This is a genomic window from Rheinheimera sp. SA_1 (genome assembly GCF_001669775.1).
Classification (GTDB): domain Bacteria; phylum Pseudomonadota; class Gammaproteobacteria; order Enterobacterales; family Alteromonadaceae; genus Pararheinheimera.
Genome location: NZ_LXWK01000015.1, coordinates 522,030 through 537,932 on the forward strand (window position 1 = coordinate 522,030; position 15,903 = coordinate 537,932).

General features: G+C 49.9%; 17 protein-coding genes. All 17 read right to left on the reverse strand.

What is annotated here, in order from left to right:
* Window positions 1-11: 11 nt before the first annotated feature.
* The 17 genes from A5320_RS09610 to fliI all read right to left on the reverse strand — a co-directional run bounded on the left by A5320_RS09610 (window position 12) and on the right by fliI (window position 15,898).
* Entirely contained in the window at window positions 12-764 is a 753-nt protein-coding gene (locus A5320_RS09610) for a protein phosphatase CheZ (protein ID WP_068063819.1), read from the reverse strand.
* 25 nt (window positions 765-789) lie between these two features.
* A complete protein-coding gene (cheY, locus tag A5320_RS09615; RefSeq protein ID WP_206099418.1) occupies window positions 790-1,161 on the reverse strand; it encodes a chemotaxis response regulator CheY in 372 nt (123 codons plus the stop codon).
* A 53-nt stretch (window positions 1,162-1,214) separates the two neighbouring features.
* The gene (locus tag A5320_RS09620) at window positions 1,215-1,934 is read right to left on the reverse strand and encodes an RNA polymerase sigma factor FliA (protein ID WP_068063823.1); all 720 of its coding nucleotides are present in this window, start codon (window positions 1,932-1,934) and stop codon (window positions 1,215-1,217) included.
* Window positions 1,931-2,812 (reverse strand): MinD/ParA family protein, encoded by an 882-nt coding sequence (locus tag A5320_RS09625; protein ID WP_068063825.1) that lies wholly within the window; start codon window positions 2,810-2,812, stop codon window positions 1,931-1,933. Before A5320_RS09625 ends, A5320_RS09620 begins: the two co-directional genes overlap by 4 nt.
* Window positions 2,805-4,232: a flagellar biosynthesis protein FlhF gene (gene flhF / locus A5320_RS09630; RefSeq protein WP_068063827.1), complete on the reverse strand. Its 1,428-nt coding sequence runs from the start codon at window positions 4,230-4,232 to the stop codon at window positions 2,805-2,807. The genes A5320_RS09625 and flhF overlap by 8 nt, the downstream gene beginning before the upstream one ends.
* A gap of 10 nt (window positions 4,233-4,242) precedes the next feature.
* The gene (gene flhA / locus A5320_RS09635) at window positions 4,243-6,345 is read right to left on the reverse strand and encodes a flagellar biosynthesis protein FlhA (protein ID WP_068063829.1); all 2,103 of its coding nucleotides are present in this window, start codon (window positions 6,343-6,345) and stop codon (window positions 4,243-4,245) included.
* Between the two features lie 126 nt (window positions 6,346-6,471).
* Window positions 6,472-7,602 carry a flagellar biosynthesis protein FlhB gene (gene flhB, locus A5320_RS09640; RefSeq protein ID WP_068063831.1) on the reverse strand — a complete coding sequence of 377 codons (1,131 nt, stop codon included), beginning with the start codon at window positions 7,600-7,602 and terminating at the stop codon, window positions 6,472-6,474.
* Between the two features lie 15 nt (window positions 7,603-7,617).
* Complete coding sequence (gene fliR / locus A5320_RS09645; RefSeq protein ID WP_068063833.1) at window positions 7,618-8,391, reverse strand: flagellar biosynthetic protein FliR; 774 nt, start codon at window positions 8,389-8,391, stop codon at window positions 7,618-7,620.
* Between the two features lies 1 nt (window position 8,392).
* Window positions 8,393-8,662, reverse strand: coding sequence for a flagellar biosynthesis protein FliQ (fliQ, locus tag A5320_RS09650; RefSeq protein WP_068063835.1), 270 nt, complete (start codon window positions 8,660-8,662; stop codon window positions 8,393-8,395).
* Window positions 8,659-9,402, reverse strand: a complete 744-nt coding sequence (fliP, locus tag A5320_RS09655; RefSeq protein WP_068063837.1) for a flagellar type III secretion system pore protein FliP — start codon at window positions 9,400-9,402, stop codon at window positions 8,659-8,661. Before fliP ends, fliQ begins: the two co-directional genes overlap by 4 nt.
* A gap of 9 nt (window positions 9,403-9,411) precedes the next feature.
* Window positions 9,412-9,843 carry a flagellar biosynthetic protein FliO gene (fliO, locus tag A5320_RS09660; protein WP_068063839.1) on the reverse strand — a complete coding sequence of 144 codons (432 nt, stop codon included), beginning with the start codon at window positions 9,841-9,843 and terminating at the stop codon, window positions 9,412-9,414.
* Window positions 9,843-10,232, reverse strand: a complete 390-nt coding sequence (fliN, locus tag A5320_RS09665; RefSeq protein WP_068063840.1) for a flagellar motor switch protein FliN — start codon at window positions 10,230-10,232, stop codon at window positions 9,843-9,845. The genes fliO and fliN overlap by 1 nt, the downstream gene beginning before the upstream one ends.
* Window positions 10,232-11,326: a flagellar motor switch protein FliM gene (fliM, locus tag A5320_RS09670; protein ID WP_068063842.1), complete on the reverse strand. Its 1,095-nt coding sequence runs from the start codon at window positions 11,324-11,326 to the stop codon at window positions 10,232-10,234. The genes fliN and fliM overlap by 1 nt, the downstream gene beginning before the upstream one ends.
* 30 nt (window positions 11,327-11,356) lie before the next feature.
* The gene (gene fliL, locus A5320_RS09675) at window positions 11,357-11,908 is read right to left on the reverse strand and encodes a flagellar basal body-associated protein FliL (RefSeq protein WP_068063843.1); all 552 of its coding nucleotides are present in this window, start codon (window positions 11,906-11,908) and stop codon (window positions 11,357-11,359) included.
* A gap of 94 nt (window positions 11,909-12,002) precedes the next feature.
* The gene (locus A5320_RS09680) at window positions 12,003-13,937 is read right to left on the reverse strand and encodes a flagellar hook-length control protein FliK (protein ID WP_068063845.1); all 1,935 of its coding nucleotides are present in this window, start codon (window positions 13,935-13,937) and stop codon (window positions 12,003-12,005) included.
* 153 nt (window positions 13,938-14,090) lie between these two features.
* A complete protein-coding gene (gene fliJ, locus A5320_RS09685; protein ID WP_068063847.1) occupies window positions 14,091-14,543 on the reverse strand; it encodes a flagellar export protein FliJ in 453 nt (150 codons plus the stop codon).
* Between the two features lie 2 nt (window positions 14,544-14,545).
* Window positions 14,546-15,898, reverse strand: a complete 1,353-nt coding sequence (gene fliI, locus A5320_RS09690; RefSeq protein ID WP_068063848.1) for a flagellar protein export ATPase FliI — start codon at window positions 15,896-15,898, stop codon at window positions 14,546-14,548.
* Window positions 15,899-15,903: the final 5 nt, after the last annotated feature.

Consider the following 15,903-nt stretch of genomic DNA (forward strand, 5'->3'; position numbering starts at 1 on the left):
GCCTACCTCTCTTAGAAACCTAAACTCGATAATAAATCGTCTACATCGTCCTGACCTGATACCACATCATCACGCAATTCGGCATCAATAATTGGGCCTTCGGCTTCATGTCCGGCTTTGGGCTTTCTAACCACAACGGGACGGTCTTCTTGTGGCAAATTGGTATGACCAAAAGCCGTTAACAGGCCAATCAGACTGTCTTCAACTTCACGAACCAGTTCAATCACACGCCGTAAAATTTGCCCGGTTAAATCCTGATAATCCTGCGCCATCAGCACTTCGGTCAATGAACCCTGTAACGCGTTGGCATCCGTGGATGCCTGATTCAGAAAATCATTAAGACTATGGCATAACTCTTTGAATTCACCAAGTTTTAGGTCGCGTTTCATTAAACGCTGCCAATCAGGCAAAATTAGCCCGATCCCAGAGTTCAGTTTATCAGCAATAGGTAAACATGATTCGACGGCGTCCATCGTTTTATTGGCAGCTTGCTCAGTCATATCAATAACATGGGTCAACCTGCGTTTTGCATCTGGTATGTCTTCGGATAACAAATTGTCGATAGAAGGGTCAACTTGAAAACTTTTTAGTGAGTCGTGCAGTTGTCGGGTTAATTTTCCAACTTCAGCGAACAATTCTGAGGAGCCCGGCACCGCTAGCCCCTGCACTAATTCGTTTGCGGCTTCCTGCTGCTCCATTTCTAACAACTGCACAAGCTCGCGAGCCTGTTCTAAGGTAATAATAGGTGCCGTAATTGCAGACATGGCGCCACTCCTGTGTCAGTTACGGTTAACCCAGACGCTCAAATACTTTTGATAATTTCTCTTGTAAAGTGGCTGCAGTAAAAGGCTTCACGATATATCCGTTCACACCGGCCTGAGCAGCTGCAATAATCTGCTCTTTCTTGGCTTCTGCGGTAACCATCAACACTGGAATGTGTTTCAGTCTGGCATCTGCGCGAATGGCACGAAGTAAATCAATACCTTGCATTCCTGGCATGTTCCAATCGGTGACGACAAAATCGAAATCACCATTTTGCAACATTGGTAATGCTGTGCTGCCATCATCCGCTTCCTGGACATTCGTAAATCCAAGATCGCGTAACAGGTTTTTGATGATGCGTCTCATAGTAGAAAAGTCGTCTACCACAAGAATTTTCATATTCTTATCCAAAATCCCCTCCGACGAGATACCTCAATGGTTATTCTCAAGTATTACAACCAGTCTTGCATCCGGGCTCTAAGCCGCACCAACGCCTGACTATGGATTTGACTGACCCGAGATTCGCTGACGCTTAACACTTCGCCAATCTCTTTCAAGTTCAGTTCGTCATTATAATAGAGTGACAATACTATTGCTTCCCGCTCGGGTAAGCTACTGATATTTTTTATTAAAGCTTGTTGAAAAGAATCACTCGCCTGCTCTTCGTATAAATGGTCATCTTGCTTGTCGTTGGCTGTCACCAGCACATCATCAGAAATGCCTAAATCTTCAATCCCAATAATGCGGCCGCTGCTGACATCACTGAGCATATGATGATATTCATCTAAAGTTATATCAAGTTTTTCAGCAACTTCAACATCTTTTACGTCACGACCGAATTCTGCTTCCAATTCGGCTATTGTTTCAGCAATTAACCGGGCATTACGATGAACAGAACGCGGAGTCCAATCGCCACGACGCATTTCATCAAGCATCGAGCCGCGGATCCGGATCCCGGCAAAAGTTTCAAAACTGGCGCCTTTGGTGCCATCAAAATTCTTAGCCGCTTCAATCAAACCTATCATGCCAGACTGGATCAAATCGTCGACTTGTACACTTGCGGGCAATCGGGCTAACAAATGATAGGCGATTCGCTTGACCAGTGGCGCATGTTTTTCGACTAATAACTGCATCTGATTTGCAGCACCATAGGCTGCCAGCCGACTATTCAAGCCAACCCCCTGGCTTCAGTGTTTGAGTGGACGAGTTGTTCCAGGAAAAATTCCAGATGCCCTGAGGCGCTGGGAGGAACCGGCCACTGCACAGCACGGGTCGCCAGCGTTTTTACTGCAAGCGAAGCCGGAGTTTTTGGGAAAGCGTCAACAAAGGCTTTTTGTTTACGGGCTGCTTTACGTACGTTTTCATCAAATGGAATCGTTGCCACAAGTTCCAGCGTGACATCTAAAAACCGGTCAGTGACCCGACTCAGCTTCGCGAACAGCTCCTGGCCTTCGCGTAAACTGCGTACCATATTCGCCACAATTTTGAATTTTTGCACTGCGTGTTCACGACTGAGTATTTTCATCAGCGCGTAGGCATCGGTAATGGACGAAGGCTCGTCACACACCACCACCAACACATCCTGCGATGCGCGCGAAAAGCTCAGCACCATATCGGAAATACCAGCAGCAGTATCGACCAATAACACATCAAAGGACGTTTTTAGTTCACTAAATGCCCGGATTAGGCCTGCGTGTTCCGCCGGGCTTAACTCAGTCATTGATTGTGTCCCCGAAGTTGCCGGAACAATCTTAATGCCAAAAGGACCGGTGACCAGAATATCGTCCAGCTCAGCTTCGCCAGACAACACATGGGAAAGATTCCGCTCGACCCGCAGGCCAAGCATGACATCACAGTTGGCAAGGCCAAGGTCGGCGTCAAGCACCAACACTTTTTTGCCCATTTGTGCCATCGCCATGGCCAGATTCAAAGTGACGTTGGTTTTACCCACGCCTCCTTTGCCACCTGTCACTGCAATTACTTTTACCATCTGCTGCTTCATTCTTCTCAGGCCACTGGCTTGATCGTAAGTTAATTCATGATTATGCATAGGTCTCTTCCGTTCGAGTAAGCCCATCCTGATACCACTGATGACCCGAACTATTGTGTGCCATGCGCAGTTGTTCTGCCTGAGCTACCATCGTTGCTGCTTCGGCAATATCGATGTCCTCAGGTACACGTTGACCATTCGTCAAATAACTGACGGGTAAAGCATTTTGAATTGCTACATTAATGATTTCACCGAGACTTAAGCATTCATCAAGTTTGGTGAAAATACAACCCGCCAGAGAAATTCGTTTAAAGTGGTCAACTGTCTCTTGCATGACACGCGCTTGCGATGTCGCAGACAATACCAGATAACTTTTTATTTTGACACGCGAATTATGCACTAACGATGCGAGATTTTCAGCTAATCGGACGTCCCTTTGGCTCATTCCGGCGGTGTCGATCAAAATTAATTTACGTTGCTGAAGTTGGGTTAACAATAGCGCAAGTTCTTCATGATCGCGCGCTTGTTTTACCGGACAACCGATAATACGACCAAAAGTCGCTAATTGTTCAAAAGCGCCAATCCGAAAGGTATCGGTGGTAATTAATGCGACCTGATCCGCGCCATGGCGTTTAGCAAACTGTGCAGCCAGTTTTGCGACCGTTGTGGTCTTGCCAACACCTGTTGGCCCAACCAGCGCGATCACGCCGCCACGCCGCATAATATCGTCATTGGTAGTGGTCAGCTGCCCAGCTAATAAATCCAGTGCACAACTCCAGGCATCGGTATCACTGATGTCTTCCGGCATAAAACAAGCGAGTTGATCAGCCATCGCTTCGGTCAGACCCAGTTGCCGCAATTGTTCTATCACCAGCGCCCGCACCGGCTCGCGTCTTGCGAGGTCTTGCCACATCAAGCCAGAGACCTGATGTTGCAGTAAATGTTTCATCGACAGCATTTCCTGCCGCATTGCGTCAAATTGTTGCTGCATCAGATTGGCTTGTTGCTTTTGAAAGCTCGAAAGCTCTTGTAAATTGATGCCCGCTGCGGCGGAATTCTGACGTTCTGGCGCTGTCGTGTTTAATTTTTGTCCAAACGGACGGATGGAGTCTTCAGGCGCGGCGGATTTAGCCGTCAAAGGTTTGACTGCAGCTTGCGGTGCCTCTGGCACAGATTTTTGTTGTTTAATCATTTGCCGGGCTAACAAGGCCCGCAACGAATCGGCTGGTGGACTGCTGTCTTCGTCGTCATCACCCACCCGGATATCTAACCTTGAAGTTCGCACATTGCTGACAGCAGCTATTTCTGGTTCAGCCGCCTGCACCTTGGCTGGCGGGGCTTCCGGGTCAACTGCCGCGACGATTTCGACACCGCCGGCAACCTTTTTATTTGACAGAATAATGGCATCAGGGCCAAGAAATTCTTTGACTTCGGTCAGCGCTGTGCGCATATCTTTTGCGACAAAACGTTTAATTTTCATGCTTTAACTCCTAACTCGCCTGCCCTACCACACTGACGATCCGAACCTGTTTATCGTCCGGAATTTCCTGATAGGACAAAACCCGCAGTCCTGGAATGGTGTACTTCACGAATCGTGCCATCACCGCGCGCAAAATGCCGGAAGTCAATAATACCGCCGGATCACCTGCCAGTTCCTGTTGCTGACTGGCCGAACGTAGTGAATCCTGAATCCGCTCGGCAAGACCTGGTTCGATGCCGGAACCATCGTTGCCGGCTGCCTGCATCGATTGATGCAGCATTTGTTCAAGCTCTGGTGCAAAGGTCATTACCGCTATTTCAGCAGCGGCCCCTGCCACTTCCTGCACAATCAGCCGGCGTAATGAAATACGGCACGCTGCGGTTAATACATCAATATCCTGGCTGCGCGCGCCGTAATCCACCAACGTCTGCACGATGGTGCGCATATCGCGGATCGGCACACCTTCATGCAATAAATTCTGCAGCACTTTCACCACCGCGGTCAGCGGCAATGTATCTGGCACCAGAGCTTCCACCAGCTTGGGTGATGCCTTGGCCAGCATATCCAGCAAGTTCTGCACTTCCTCGTGGCCGAGTAAACTGGCGGCGTTGTTGCTCAATATTTGACTCAGGTGAGTGGCAACGACAGTCGCTGCATCCACCACGGTATAACCCAGCGTCTGGGCATGTTCGCGCTGATTTTTGGCAATCCAAACCGCTTCCAGCCCGAACGCCGGATCTTTAGTGGCGACACCTTTGACCGTACCAAACACCTGACCTGGATTGATGGCCAGTTCATTGTCATGGCGCAGTTCAGAGCTACCGCTGGTCACGCCCATTAATGTCACCCGATAGGTGTTAGGTTCAAGATCCAAATTGTCACGGATATGTACTGCCGGGATCAAAAATCCCAGCTCTTGCGATAATTTTTTGCGCACGCCTTTAATGCGAGTCAACAGTTCACCGCCTTGCGATTTATCTACTAACGGAATAAGCCGGTAACCCACTTCCAGCCCGATAATGTCTACTGGCTGCACATCGTCCCAACCAATTTCTTTTTGCGGCTGCATTTCATTGCCGGGTACCAGCTCAGTTTTGCGGCTGACCAGTTCCGATTTTGGCGAGGTTTTTTGTTTGTGGATGTAGTACGAAGCACCACCAACTACGGCAGCTAAACTCAGGAACGCCAGATGCGGCATTCCTGGCACTATCCCCATAATAAACAATAAGCTGGCAGCCATGGTCAGGACTTTAGTATTCCCAAGCTGACCGGTCATCTGCTCGCCCATATCGGCATCTTTGTTCTGCCGGGTCACAATAATTGCAGTACCAATCGATAATAATAAACCAGGGATCTGCGCCACTAAACCGTCACCGATGGTCAACAGCGTATAAATTTCCAATGAGTTACTGAATGTCAGGTCGTGCTGAATCATGCCAATAAACAAACCGCCAATCAGGTTAATCGCCACGATCACCAAACCGGCCACCGCATCCCCTTTGACGAATTTAGTCGCACCGTCCATCGAACCATAAAAGTCGGCTTCTGCCGTCACTTCTTCACGGCGTTTACGCGCCTGATCCTGATCGATAAAACCGGAGTTTAAATCGGCATCAATCGCCATTTGTTTACCAGGCATGGCGTCTAAGGTAAAACGTGCTGTTACTTCGGCAATCCGGCCAGCACCTTTGGTCACGACCACGAAGTTGATGATAATCAGGATTAAAAACACCACGATACCGACAGCGAAATTACCGCCAATCACCACATGACCAAAAGATTCAATCACCGCTCCGGCGGCACCCGGGCCGTTGTGACCTTCTAACAACACCACCCTGGTACTGGCGACGTTCAGCGCCAGCCGTAAGATAGTTGCAATAAGAATAACGGATGGGAAAATTGCGAATTCAAGCGGTTTGTTGACATAAATGGTGACCAGTAACACCACCAGCGCCAAGGCGATATTAAAAGAAAACAGGATGTCCAGCAGGATCGGCGGCATGGGTAATACCACCATCGCCAGCGCAGCCATAATCAGCAGCGGCGTGCCAAAACCTTTTAAATGGATAAGATGTTTCCGATCAAACTGGTTGAAAACCTGGTTTAGCTGCATAACGGATCCGATAGAAAATTGACGCTCGAAGCCTGTTACGCAAAAACTGTTCCATAAAGTCGGATATTGTCTGCGACCATTCGCGGATGTATAAAAAACCAGCGCACCGATGTCATAGACGCTGACTTAGTGACGGAACCCTTCTGGGATCGGCAGCTCTTTAGCCAGAGTTTTTGGTCGTGACGCTTTACCTTTACGGTAGGCTTTAAGCTGATACACATATGCCAACACCTGTGCGACAGCGGCAAACAACTGTTCCGGAATAGGATGATCCAGTTCGGTGGTGAAATAAATGGAACGGGCTAAGGCTGGTGATTCCACGATTGGCACTTTATTAGCATCGGCAATTTGGCGGATATACATCGCCATCTGATCAACACCTTTGGCGACCACCACCGGTGCTCTGAATTTGCCATGTTCATATTTTAAAGCCACCGCGTAATGCGTCGGGTTGGTGACGATCACATCGGCTGTCGGCACTGCTTCCATCATCCGGCGGCGCGACATCTGAATTTGCATGCGCCGAATGCGGCCTTTGACTTCCGGGTTACCCTCAGAGTTTTTATATTCGTCTTCCACTTCCTGCTTGGTCATCATCATTTGTTTGTGATGATTCCAGGTCTGATAAGGTGCATCGACGGCAGCGATAATCAGCATGCTGGAACACAAGCCAAAAAACATCCAACTCAGTAAATACACGGCGGCGGCAATATCTTCCGGCGAACTCATTAGCGACAACGCCATAATGTCATCAAAAAACACCACCAGCAGCACATATGCAACGCCGGCGACGATCACCACTTTTAGTGCACTTTTAAACAGCTCGACCAGGGCTTGTAACCCAACCATCCGTTTGAGTCCGGCCCAAGGGTTTAGTTTACTTGGCCGAAAGCTGGCGCCATACCAGGTAAAGTTGTACCCACCAAGCAGAATGTTGCCAAGTACTCCGGCAACCGCAATCACCAGAAACAGTTTAAACAACGGGATCGACACTTCCGTCAGTGCTGCCCCCATGGCGGTAAACATGGCATTCTCGTCAAAAATATCTTTGTAATTCAACGATAATAATCGTTTACAGACGGTCAGTGTGGTATTAGCGACTTCTTTACCGAAAATCAAAATCCCAACGCTACTGCCAAGCAACACCAATGCTGTTGCCAGTTCTTTGGAACGGGCAATATTGCCTTTATTGGCAGCCTCCTCGAGCTTTTTACTCGTGGGGTCTTCGGTTTTTTCCATGTCACTGTCAGCAGCCATCCGGCATTCCTCCCGTTAGCAGCCAATCAGCTGACAGGTATACTCGATACCATGTTGCCAAAGCAGATTAAAGTGATAGGCAAAAGTGTCCATGGTCAGCCACATAATCAGCAAGCCTGCGATCATCGTCACCGGAAAACCAATGGAGAAAATATTCAGCTGTGGTGCGGCGCGGGTCATCACGCCAAAGGCTAGATTGACCAGTAACATCGCGGTGACAGGCGCTAATACAATGGCTAGCGAGGCCGAAAAAATCCATAGCCCAAATTCGGCGATGGTCCAATAATGCGATACGTCCCACCAGCCACCGTCAATCGGCAATGAGGTGAAACTGAACACCACCATCTGGAACATAATCAAATGACCATCAGCAACCCAGAATAACAAAGTCGCGAGAATTAAATAAAACTGACCAATCGAAGGTACGCTGACACCACTCGACGGATCCACCATCGACGCAAAAGCTAAACCGGTCTGAGTCGCCAGAATTTGCCCGGCCTGAATAAAGGTATTGATAAACATCAGCGAAATAAAGCCAATCGCCATGCCGATGATCAACTGTTGCATCACTTGAATGACGGTATTAAAGGACATCAGATTGACGTCTTTCACCGGCGGGATCACTGGCATAATGATCAGGGTAAACATCACCGCCAAACCCATTTTCACCCGGATCGGCACGGTTTTCGCGCCAATACCAGCCATCAGACTGAACATGGCAGCAATGCGGGTCAGCGGCAACAAAAAGTCGGCAATGCCCTGCATCAGGATCTGTAGCGGAAATTCCACCTTAGCTCACCACGGTCGGGATGCTCAGATACAAGCCGATGGTAAAGTCCATCAGCGTTGTCGTCATCCAGTGGCCACCGTACATCAGCGCCAGCAAGGTGACAATTAGACGTGGCAAAAAGCTTAAGGTTTGTTCGTTGATGGAGGTCGCTGCCTGGAAAATAGATACCACCAAGCCTACCGCCAGCGACGGCAGAATAATGATGCTGACCATCAGGATCACCATATACAGCGCGTTGTTCAATACATCGACAAAGACTTCTGGTGTCATGTTCCCACTCCATAACTGGTCGCTAACGTGCCCATCACCAACAACCAACCGTCGACCAGTACAAACATCATCAGTTTAAATGGCAAGGCGACAATCATCGGCGACAACATCATCATCCCCATGGCCATCAGCACGCTGGCGACGACCAGGTCGATAATTAAAAATGGGATAAAAATCATAAAACCAATCTGAAACGCGGTTTTCAGTTCGCTGGTAACAAAAGCCGGGATCACAATGGTAATGGGTAAATCTTTATGGTTCGCCACCGGCGGATGACCGGCGATTTCGGCGAAGGTATCTAAATCTTTGATCCGGGTTTGCTGCAGCATAAAAGCCTTGATCGGAATAATCGCCGCATCCAATGCCTGAATGGAGGTGATATCTTCTTTCAGGTAAGGCTGAATGGCGCTGTCGTTAACCTGCTTAAACACCGGCGCCATGATAAAAAACGTCATGAAAATGGTGATACCAATCAACACCTGATTCGATGGGCTTTGCATCAGACCAATGGCTTGACGCAAAATGGCCAGTACGATGATGATGCGGGTGAAACAGGTCATCATGATAATCATCGCTGGCAGGAAGCTCAGCGCGGTCATCATCGCCAGCACTTGTAGCGTGACGCTGTATTCCTGACTGCCGTCAGGGTTGGTGGTAATTTGCAGGGCAGACATAGCGCCGTTATCGGCAAATACTGCCGGGCTTAGTAGCACCAGCAGTAACAAAAACAATCGGAGCATGACATCAGTCTATTTTTTCAGGAACGATTGTAACTGCGTATGAAAATCTGATGCCAACTTTTCTTCGATGAGCGGAGTTTCGAGTTCAAACAGGAAATTTACGTTGTTGGCAGTGACGCCAATCACTCGCTGTTTTCCTTGCATTTCAATAACTAACAGTCGTTCTCTGGTACCAACATTTAAAGTAGCAACCACCTTAAAATGTTTTGAACCCGGCATCTTTAACTGCATTTTTTTGTAGAAAAACGCCAGCAACACCACCAGTCCGATCACCAGCGCCAAGGAAATGACAATCTGGCCAACGCCTGGCATGGCCGCCGGATTTCTGGCAGTTTCTTTGGCAACCGCTGTTGCAGTTTCCTGCGCCAGAGCGCCAAAGCTAGCAAGCGCCAACAACAGCGCAGCTGTAAACGGGACATATTTGGCAACAAAACGCGGCATTAACGTAACTTCTTAATCCGTTCAATCTGACTGATCACGTCAGTTAAACGAATACCAAATTTATCGTTCACCACCACCACTTCGCCGTGCGCAATCAAAGTACCGTTGACCAGTACGTCCAGCGGCTCACCCGCGACCCGCTCCAGCTCTACCACCGAACCCTGGTTCAGTTGCAGTAGATTACGGATACTGATTTTCGCCCTGCCCACTTCCATCGAAATAGTCACCGGAATATCCAGAATGGTTTCCAGTTTGCGTTTTTCGTCGGCGGTGATGAGGCCTCGCTCTTCCTGCAGCTCTTCGAGTTCAACTGCCTGGGCTTCGTCGCCCCCTTCGGCTTCCGCCAGAGCCGCAGCCCATTCGTCCATCGTATCTTTATCGTCAGCCATTACCATCTTTCCTCTGCACGTTCAGTCAAAATTAAATCGGCTTCCAATTCACTGATATCTGCATCGCTATCCAGGCGGCGACCGCCTTTGGTAAAGACGTGCAGCTCAGATTTGACCGATTCAGGCCGTTTAATTTTCTCAATAATTTTCAGCGCAACATTGTCGCGGGATCGCCCCATTTTGGCGCGATAGGTTGGTAAGTCTTCGACCAGTACCGTGATATGCTCCGGAATTTCTACCGGAATAATGTCGCCCGGCTGCATGTTCATCACTTGTTCCAGCGTCAGCTCCACATCCATCATCTTGGTGGTCAGATTGACTTTGACATCCATAATTTCGTCGCGCAGTGCTTTACTCCAGCGCAAGTCAGTGTCTTCTTTGTCGCTTTGCACGCCGGCATCCAGCAGTTCGCGGATCGGCTCCAGCATTGAATACGGTAAGGCTACGTGGAAATCACCACCACCACCGTCAAGCTCAATATGGAAAGAACTGATCACCACCACTTCGGTCGGGCTGACGATGTTAGCCATCGCCGGGTTCACTTCGGAATCGAGATATTCAAACGACACGTCCATCACCGGCGCCCAGGCTTCTTTGTAGTCTTCAAAAATCAGCTTGAGCAACATCTGAATAATTCGGCGTTCGGTCGGCGTAAATTCACGGCCTTCGATTTTGGCGTGATAACGGCCATCACCACCGAAGAAGTTATCCACCAGGATAAACACCAACCGCGCTTCCATCGTAATCAGGCCCGTGCCTTTGAGTGGCCTGAAGCGCACCATATTTAAGCTGGTGGGTACAAACAGCGTGTGGACATATTCACCGAATTTAATCATTTGCACGCCGTTGATTGATACCTCAGCAGTGCGGCGCATCATATTAAATAAGCTGATGCGCATATGGCGGGCAAAACGTTCGTTGACCATTTCCAGAGTCGGCATCCGGCCCCGGACGATACGGTCCTGCGAAGAAAAGTCGTATTCAAAAGCCGAGCGTCCGCCCGGTCCGGAACCGTCATCTACCTCTTCTTCTTCAACGTCATCAACACCATGAAGTAGCGCATCAATTTCGTCTTGTGACAGTAAATCAGTCAAGTTGGTTACCCTCTTTCGGTCTCACCGGTATTACTGCATGACAAAACCGGTAAATAACACTTCTTCTACCACCATTGAACCGGCCACACCCACCAAAGCATCCTGCACGTCTTTTAATGCCAGTGCTTTTAACGTGTCTTTGCCAGCAGCAGTGACTAAATCGTCGGCATTGGCGGTGCTGAACGTTTTCAGCATGGTGCTCTCAATCAACGGAATATGTTGTTTCGCCAGTTCTTCGTTATTCTGGCCCCGCACCAACAGCTGCACTTTAATTTGTACTAGCCGATCGCGGGCGGCGCCGGGTACGTTAAAGACAAAAGGTCTTGGCATCGACACATATAAAGCCGTGCCCATCGAAGCTGCGCCAGCTTCACCAGTGGCCGCGCCTTCAGCTGCAGGCTCAGCTCCTGCGGCAGCTGCTTCGCCTTCAACTGCGGCTGCCGGTGGCGGTGCATCGGAACCGCTCATCATCAGATAGCCACCTACACCACCACCGAGCACGACTACCGCCGCAGCGATAATAATCATTTTTTTCTTTTTGCCACCGCCATCAGCGATTTGCAGGTCTTTTTCAGCAGCCATAAGTACTCCGGTTCAATAGCATTTTTTCTATTATTTACCGCATATCAAACCAAAAGCAATCAACCAGTCGCCAACAGCCAGATTTAACTGCAGATCACGCATAATAATCGACCATTCGGTCAGACACTCGGACTATCGCCTGCTGCTGCAAGGGTTCGTCGCCGGTGTCTAGCCCCTGATCCAGCCCCTGATTACGTTCGCGGGTCTGGCGTTGTTCCGCAGAACCTTCACGCTGCTGACTGACCTCGCCCTGAGTCAGCTCAATTCCCTGCTCTTCCAACATTTCCCGCAGCCGCGGCATCTGTTGCTCTAATGCTTCTTTGGCGCCGGCTTGTTGCACCACAAATTGCACTGACAGCTGCTCTTGTTGCAACTGGACTTTAATCTGCATGCTGCCCAGTTCTTCCGGCGCTAACTTAATCTCGGCACTGTGGATTTTCTGATTTACCTGAAACATCACCCGTTCTTTCAGTTGAGTTGCTGCAGAAGGCTCCAGTAAATTCAGCGCTGGCTGTTCATTGCTATGGACGCTGTCATTCAGCTTTGCCGCAAACAACTGAGAAGCCGCTTGTTGTTGCTGCTGACCGGTTGATGAGCCCATCGCTCCACCACTGTTGATTGGCCGATCTGTTTGCAGCAGTGTGTTAAAAGCAATAGGTGCGTCGGCATGGCTGCCTGGAAGTATCTGATTAAGCTCAGCAAACTTTTGTGGCTGTTGTGCTGCCAGATCCTGCAGTGGCTGCTGCGTCTGCTCAGCTTGCAACAGTTGTTTCTGCACTATGGCTGCAGCGGCATTCGCGGCTTTTTGAAACTGGGCAAAACTCTGCGGGGCATTTTTAGCTGATGGCGCTGCCGATGCAGATTCTGTGACTAAAGCGCTGAGTGCTTTGACGTCCGGACCAACCTCAATTGGCAACTCGACGTCAACCGGTGCTGTTGCCGAATTCTTCGCACCTTTGCCATCAGCCTGGCTCAGTTGACCGGCAACTGTCTCAGCCGATATCTGCAACTGAGTTGGCTGACTCGTTGTTGCTGCGCTGCCAGTGGCAACTTGTTGTGCTGTGCCTGAGCTAACATCGGCGGCATGCTGATCGCCGGATCCGGCAACCAGGGTTTGCAAATGTGGTTGTTCAGATTTAACCAGTTCCCGCACACTCATTTGCTCAGATGGTAATTTAGTAAGACGACTGCTGTCTGTGGTGGCAGGTTCACCGGCATTGAGCGCAATGTCCATATTCCCTGTGATTGCTTTGCCTTTGGTATCCTGCTGTCCTTCAGTGGTATTCAACAGTGTGGTATCAGACAGAGCTTTTGCAATGTCACCGGAGCTTGCCAATTCTTTGCCAAAACCCAATTTTTGTTCTTCTGCCAGACGTTCACTGGTTTCAGTTGTTTGCCCGGCGATTGCCGTTGCGGGATCAGCCCCGGCCGCGGCTTTTTCAGTCGCTGCCACGCCCAATAGCTCTGCAGCCAGCATTTCTGCCGATGTGAAACCAGCGTCATGAGTGGCGGCTGTAGACTGTTTCGAAGATTGAGATAAAATGTCATTAAAATCATGTGATTGACTGATAATCGCCAACCATGGATTCGAGCTGCCTGTTTGCTCTGCGTCAAAATCTGCATCAGCATCGGGCTCGATTGTGACTCCAGCCTGACGGGTCACATCGGTTGGTACTCCCACTGTGACATCAAGCGTGGCTCCGGATGTCGCAATGGCTGCGTTATCGGTGTTATTTGCTGCGTCAGTTGCATCTTTGCTCGCCGCCACTGCAGCTTTTGCTTTATCAGCCAGGGTTTGTTCGGCAGTTTTTGCTTGCTTCGTCAATAAAGCGGCAACTTCCTGCCCGGCTTTGTTGTCGGCTCCGGCAGCTTTTTCTGCTTCTTTTTGCTGGTCTTGTTGGCTTAACTCAGCCCCCAACAATTCACTGAATTCAGCGTCTTCGTCGCCTGCATTCTGGCGCCGGGTCTCGTCAGTGGCAACTTTGCCGCTGTCTGCAGATAAAAGCTGAAATGACTTATCAATATGCATGCTGACTCCGGGTCGAATAAGTGGCAGAAGCTCAGCTGCCGCTGGTTGTCGTAATATTTTTTTGATACTAGTTTCGATACTACAGCTAAACGATTTACACTCTATTCGAAAACCATTCAAAAACTGCGCCACAATCCTGCAGTGTCACGGATTTCAGTGCTCTGCCGCCTGCAACCGGCGGAAAAACTGTTGCGTGGCCATTTCGTCCAGCATCTTTTGTTCTTGTTTTTGTGCCCGGACATAACCAGCCTGCAGCTCTTTATCAATCAATAAATCCAGTGCTTTACGCTTCTTTTGCATTGTGAGCCAGGCGGTGCGGCGCATTTCAACAACACGTTGCGCTTGTTGCACCTGCATATTTTGCTGCGTCAACGCCTGATCCAGTTTGGTGATGAAATTCAGGTACTGGTTAAATTGCCGGCTGGCGATGCCTTCAGCACCGCGCTGTTGACTCTGCCGGATATAGTCGGTGCGATAGTTTGCCAGGCCGGTATATTTATCTGCCGCCAGCTGTGCAAACTGGTGCGCCTGCACAAATTGCGCCTGCAGTTTTTCTTCTTTTTCCAGCTGAACTTTCGCCAGCAATTGCAGTTGTTTTAATGCCATGCTCAGAATCCTCTACCGGCCGGGATCAGGCCTGCCAGACCCGTTAAGCTGTCGTCGTAAGGCACAACTTCCGTCATGCCTTGTTGCAGAAATTTATTGATCCGTGGCATCAGACTAATTGCCTGATCCAGCATCGGATCCGAACCTTTGACATAAGCACCGATGGCAATCAGGTCTTTGCTTTGACTGAAACTGGCATAGAGCTGTTTAATGTTTCGGGCCAATAATTGATGTTCCATACTGGTGACTGCCGGCATCACCCGACTAATTGAACGTTCAATATCAATCGCCGGAAAATGGCCACTGTCGGCAAGCTGGCGCGAAAGCACGATGTGGCCGTCTAAAATGGCCCTGGCAGCATCGGCAATCGGATCCTGTAAATCATCGCCTTCCGAGAGCACAGTATAAAAAGCAGTTATAGAACCTTGGCCTTCAGCACCGTTGCCTGCCCGCTCAACCAGCGCAGGTAATTTCGCAAACACTGACGGCGGGTAGCCTTTGGTGGCCGGTGGTTCGCCCACGGCCAAAGCAATTTCCCGCTGCGCCTGGGCATAGCGGGTAATGGAATCGAGCAGCAGCAACACATCCAGGCCCTGATCGCGGAAATATTCCGCCACCTGTACAGCGGTTTCACAGCCTTTGAGGCGCATTAAAGGTGATACATCGGCTGGCGCAGCAACGACCACTGAACGACTACGACCGACATCACCGAGAATTTCGTCGATAAATTCTTTTACTTCCCGGCCCCGTTCGCCAACCAGCCCGACCACAATCACGTCTGCGGCGGTACCGCGGGTCATCATGCCGAGCAACACCGATTTACCAACACCGGAACCGGCAAATAAACCCATCCGTTGGCCTTTGCCGACGGTGATAATGCTGTTGATCGCGCGTACACCAACATCCAGCGGTTGCTTGATGGGGCGGCGCTGTAATGGGTTAATGGGTGGTTTTTTACCTTTACTGAATTCATTGGCAAGCACCGGGCCTTTACCGTCCAGTGGTTTACCGGCGCCATCAATCACCCGGCCGAGCAGCGCCATACTTAACGGCACGCCGCGGTGATCCTGCAGTGGGGTGACACGTGCTCCCGGCACAACACCGGTGACGTCGTCTTTGGGCATCAGGAAAATCCGATCTTTAGCAAAACCAACCACTTCTGCTTCCAGCAGGCCGTTCGCTGTTTCAACGACACAAGTTTGGCCGATCGCCGCCGAACAGCCGGTTGCTTCCAAAGTCAGGCCAACCACCCGCACCAGACGACCAGCAACCACCGGCCGGTTTGGTTTAATATATTGTTGTTGCAGCGCGAGGCGCTCTGCCAAAGTCGTTGGGTTGGTCGTCGCACTGGTCATGAAAG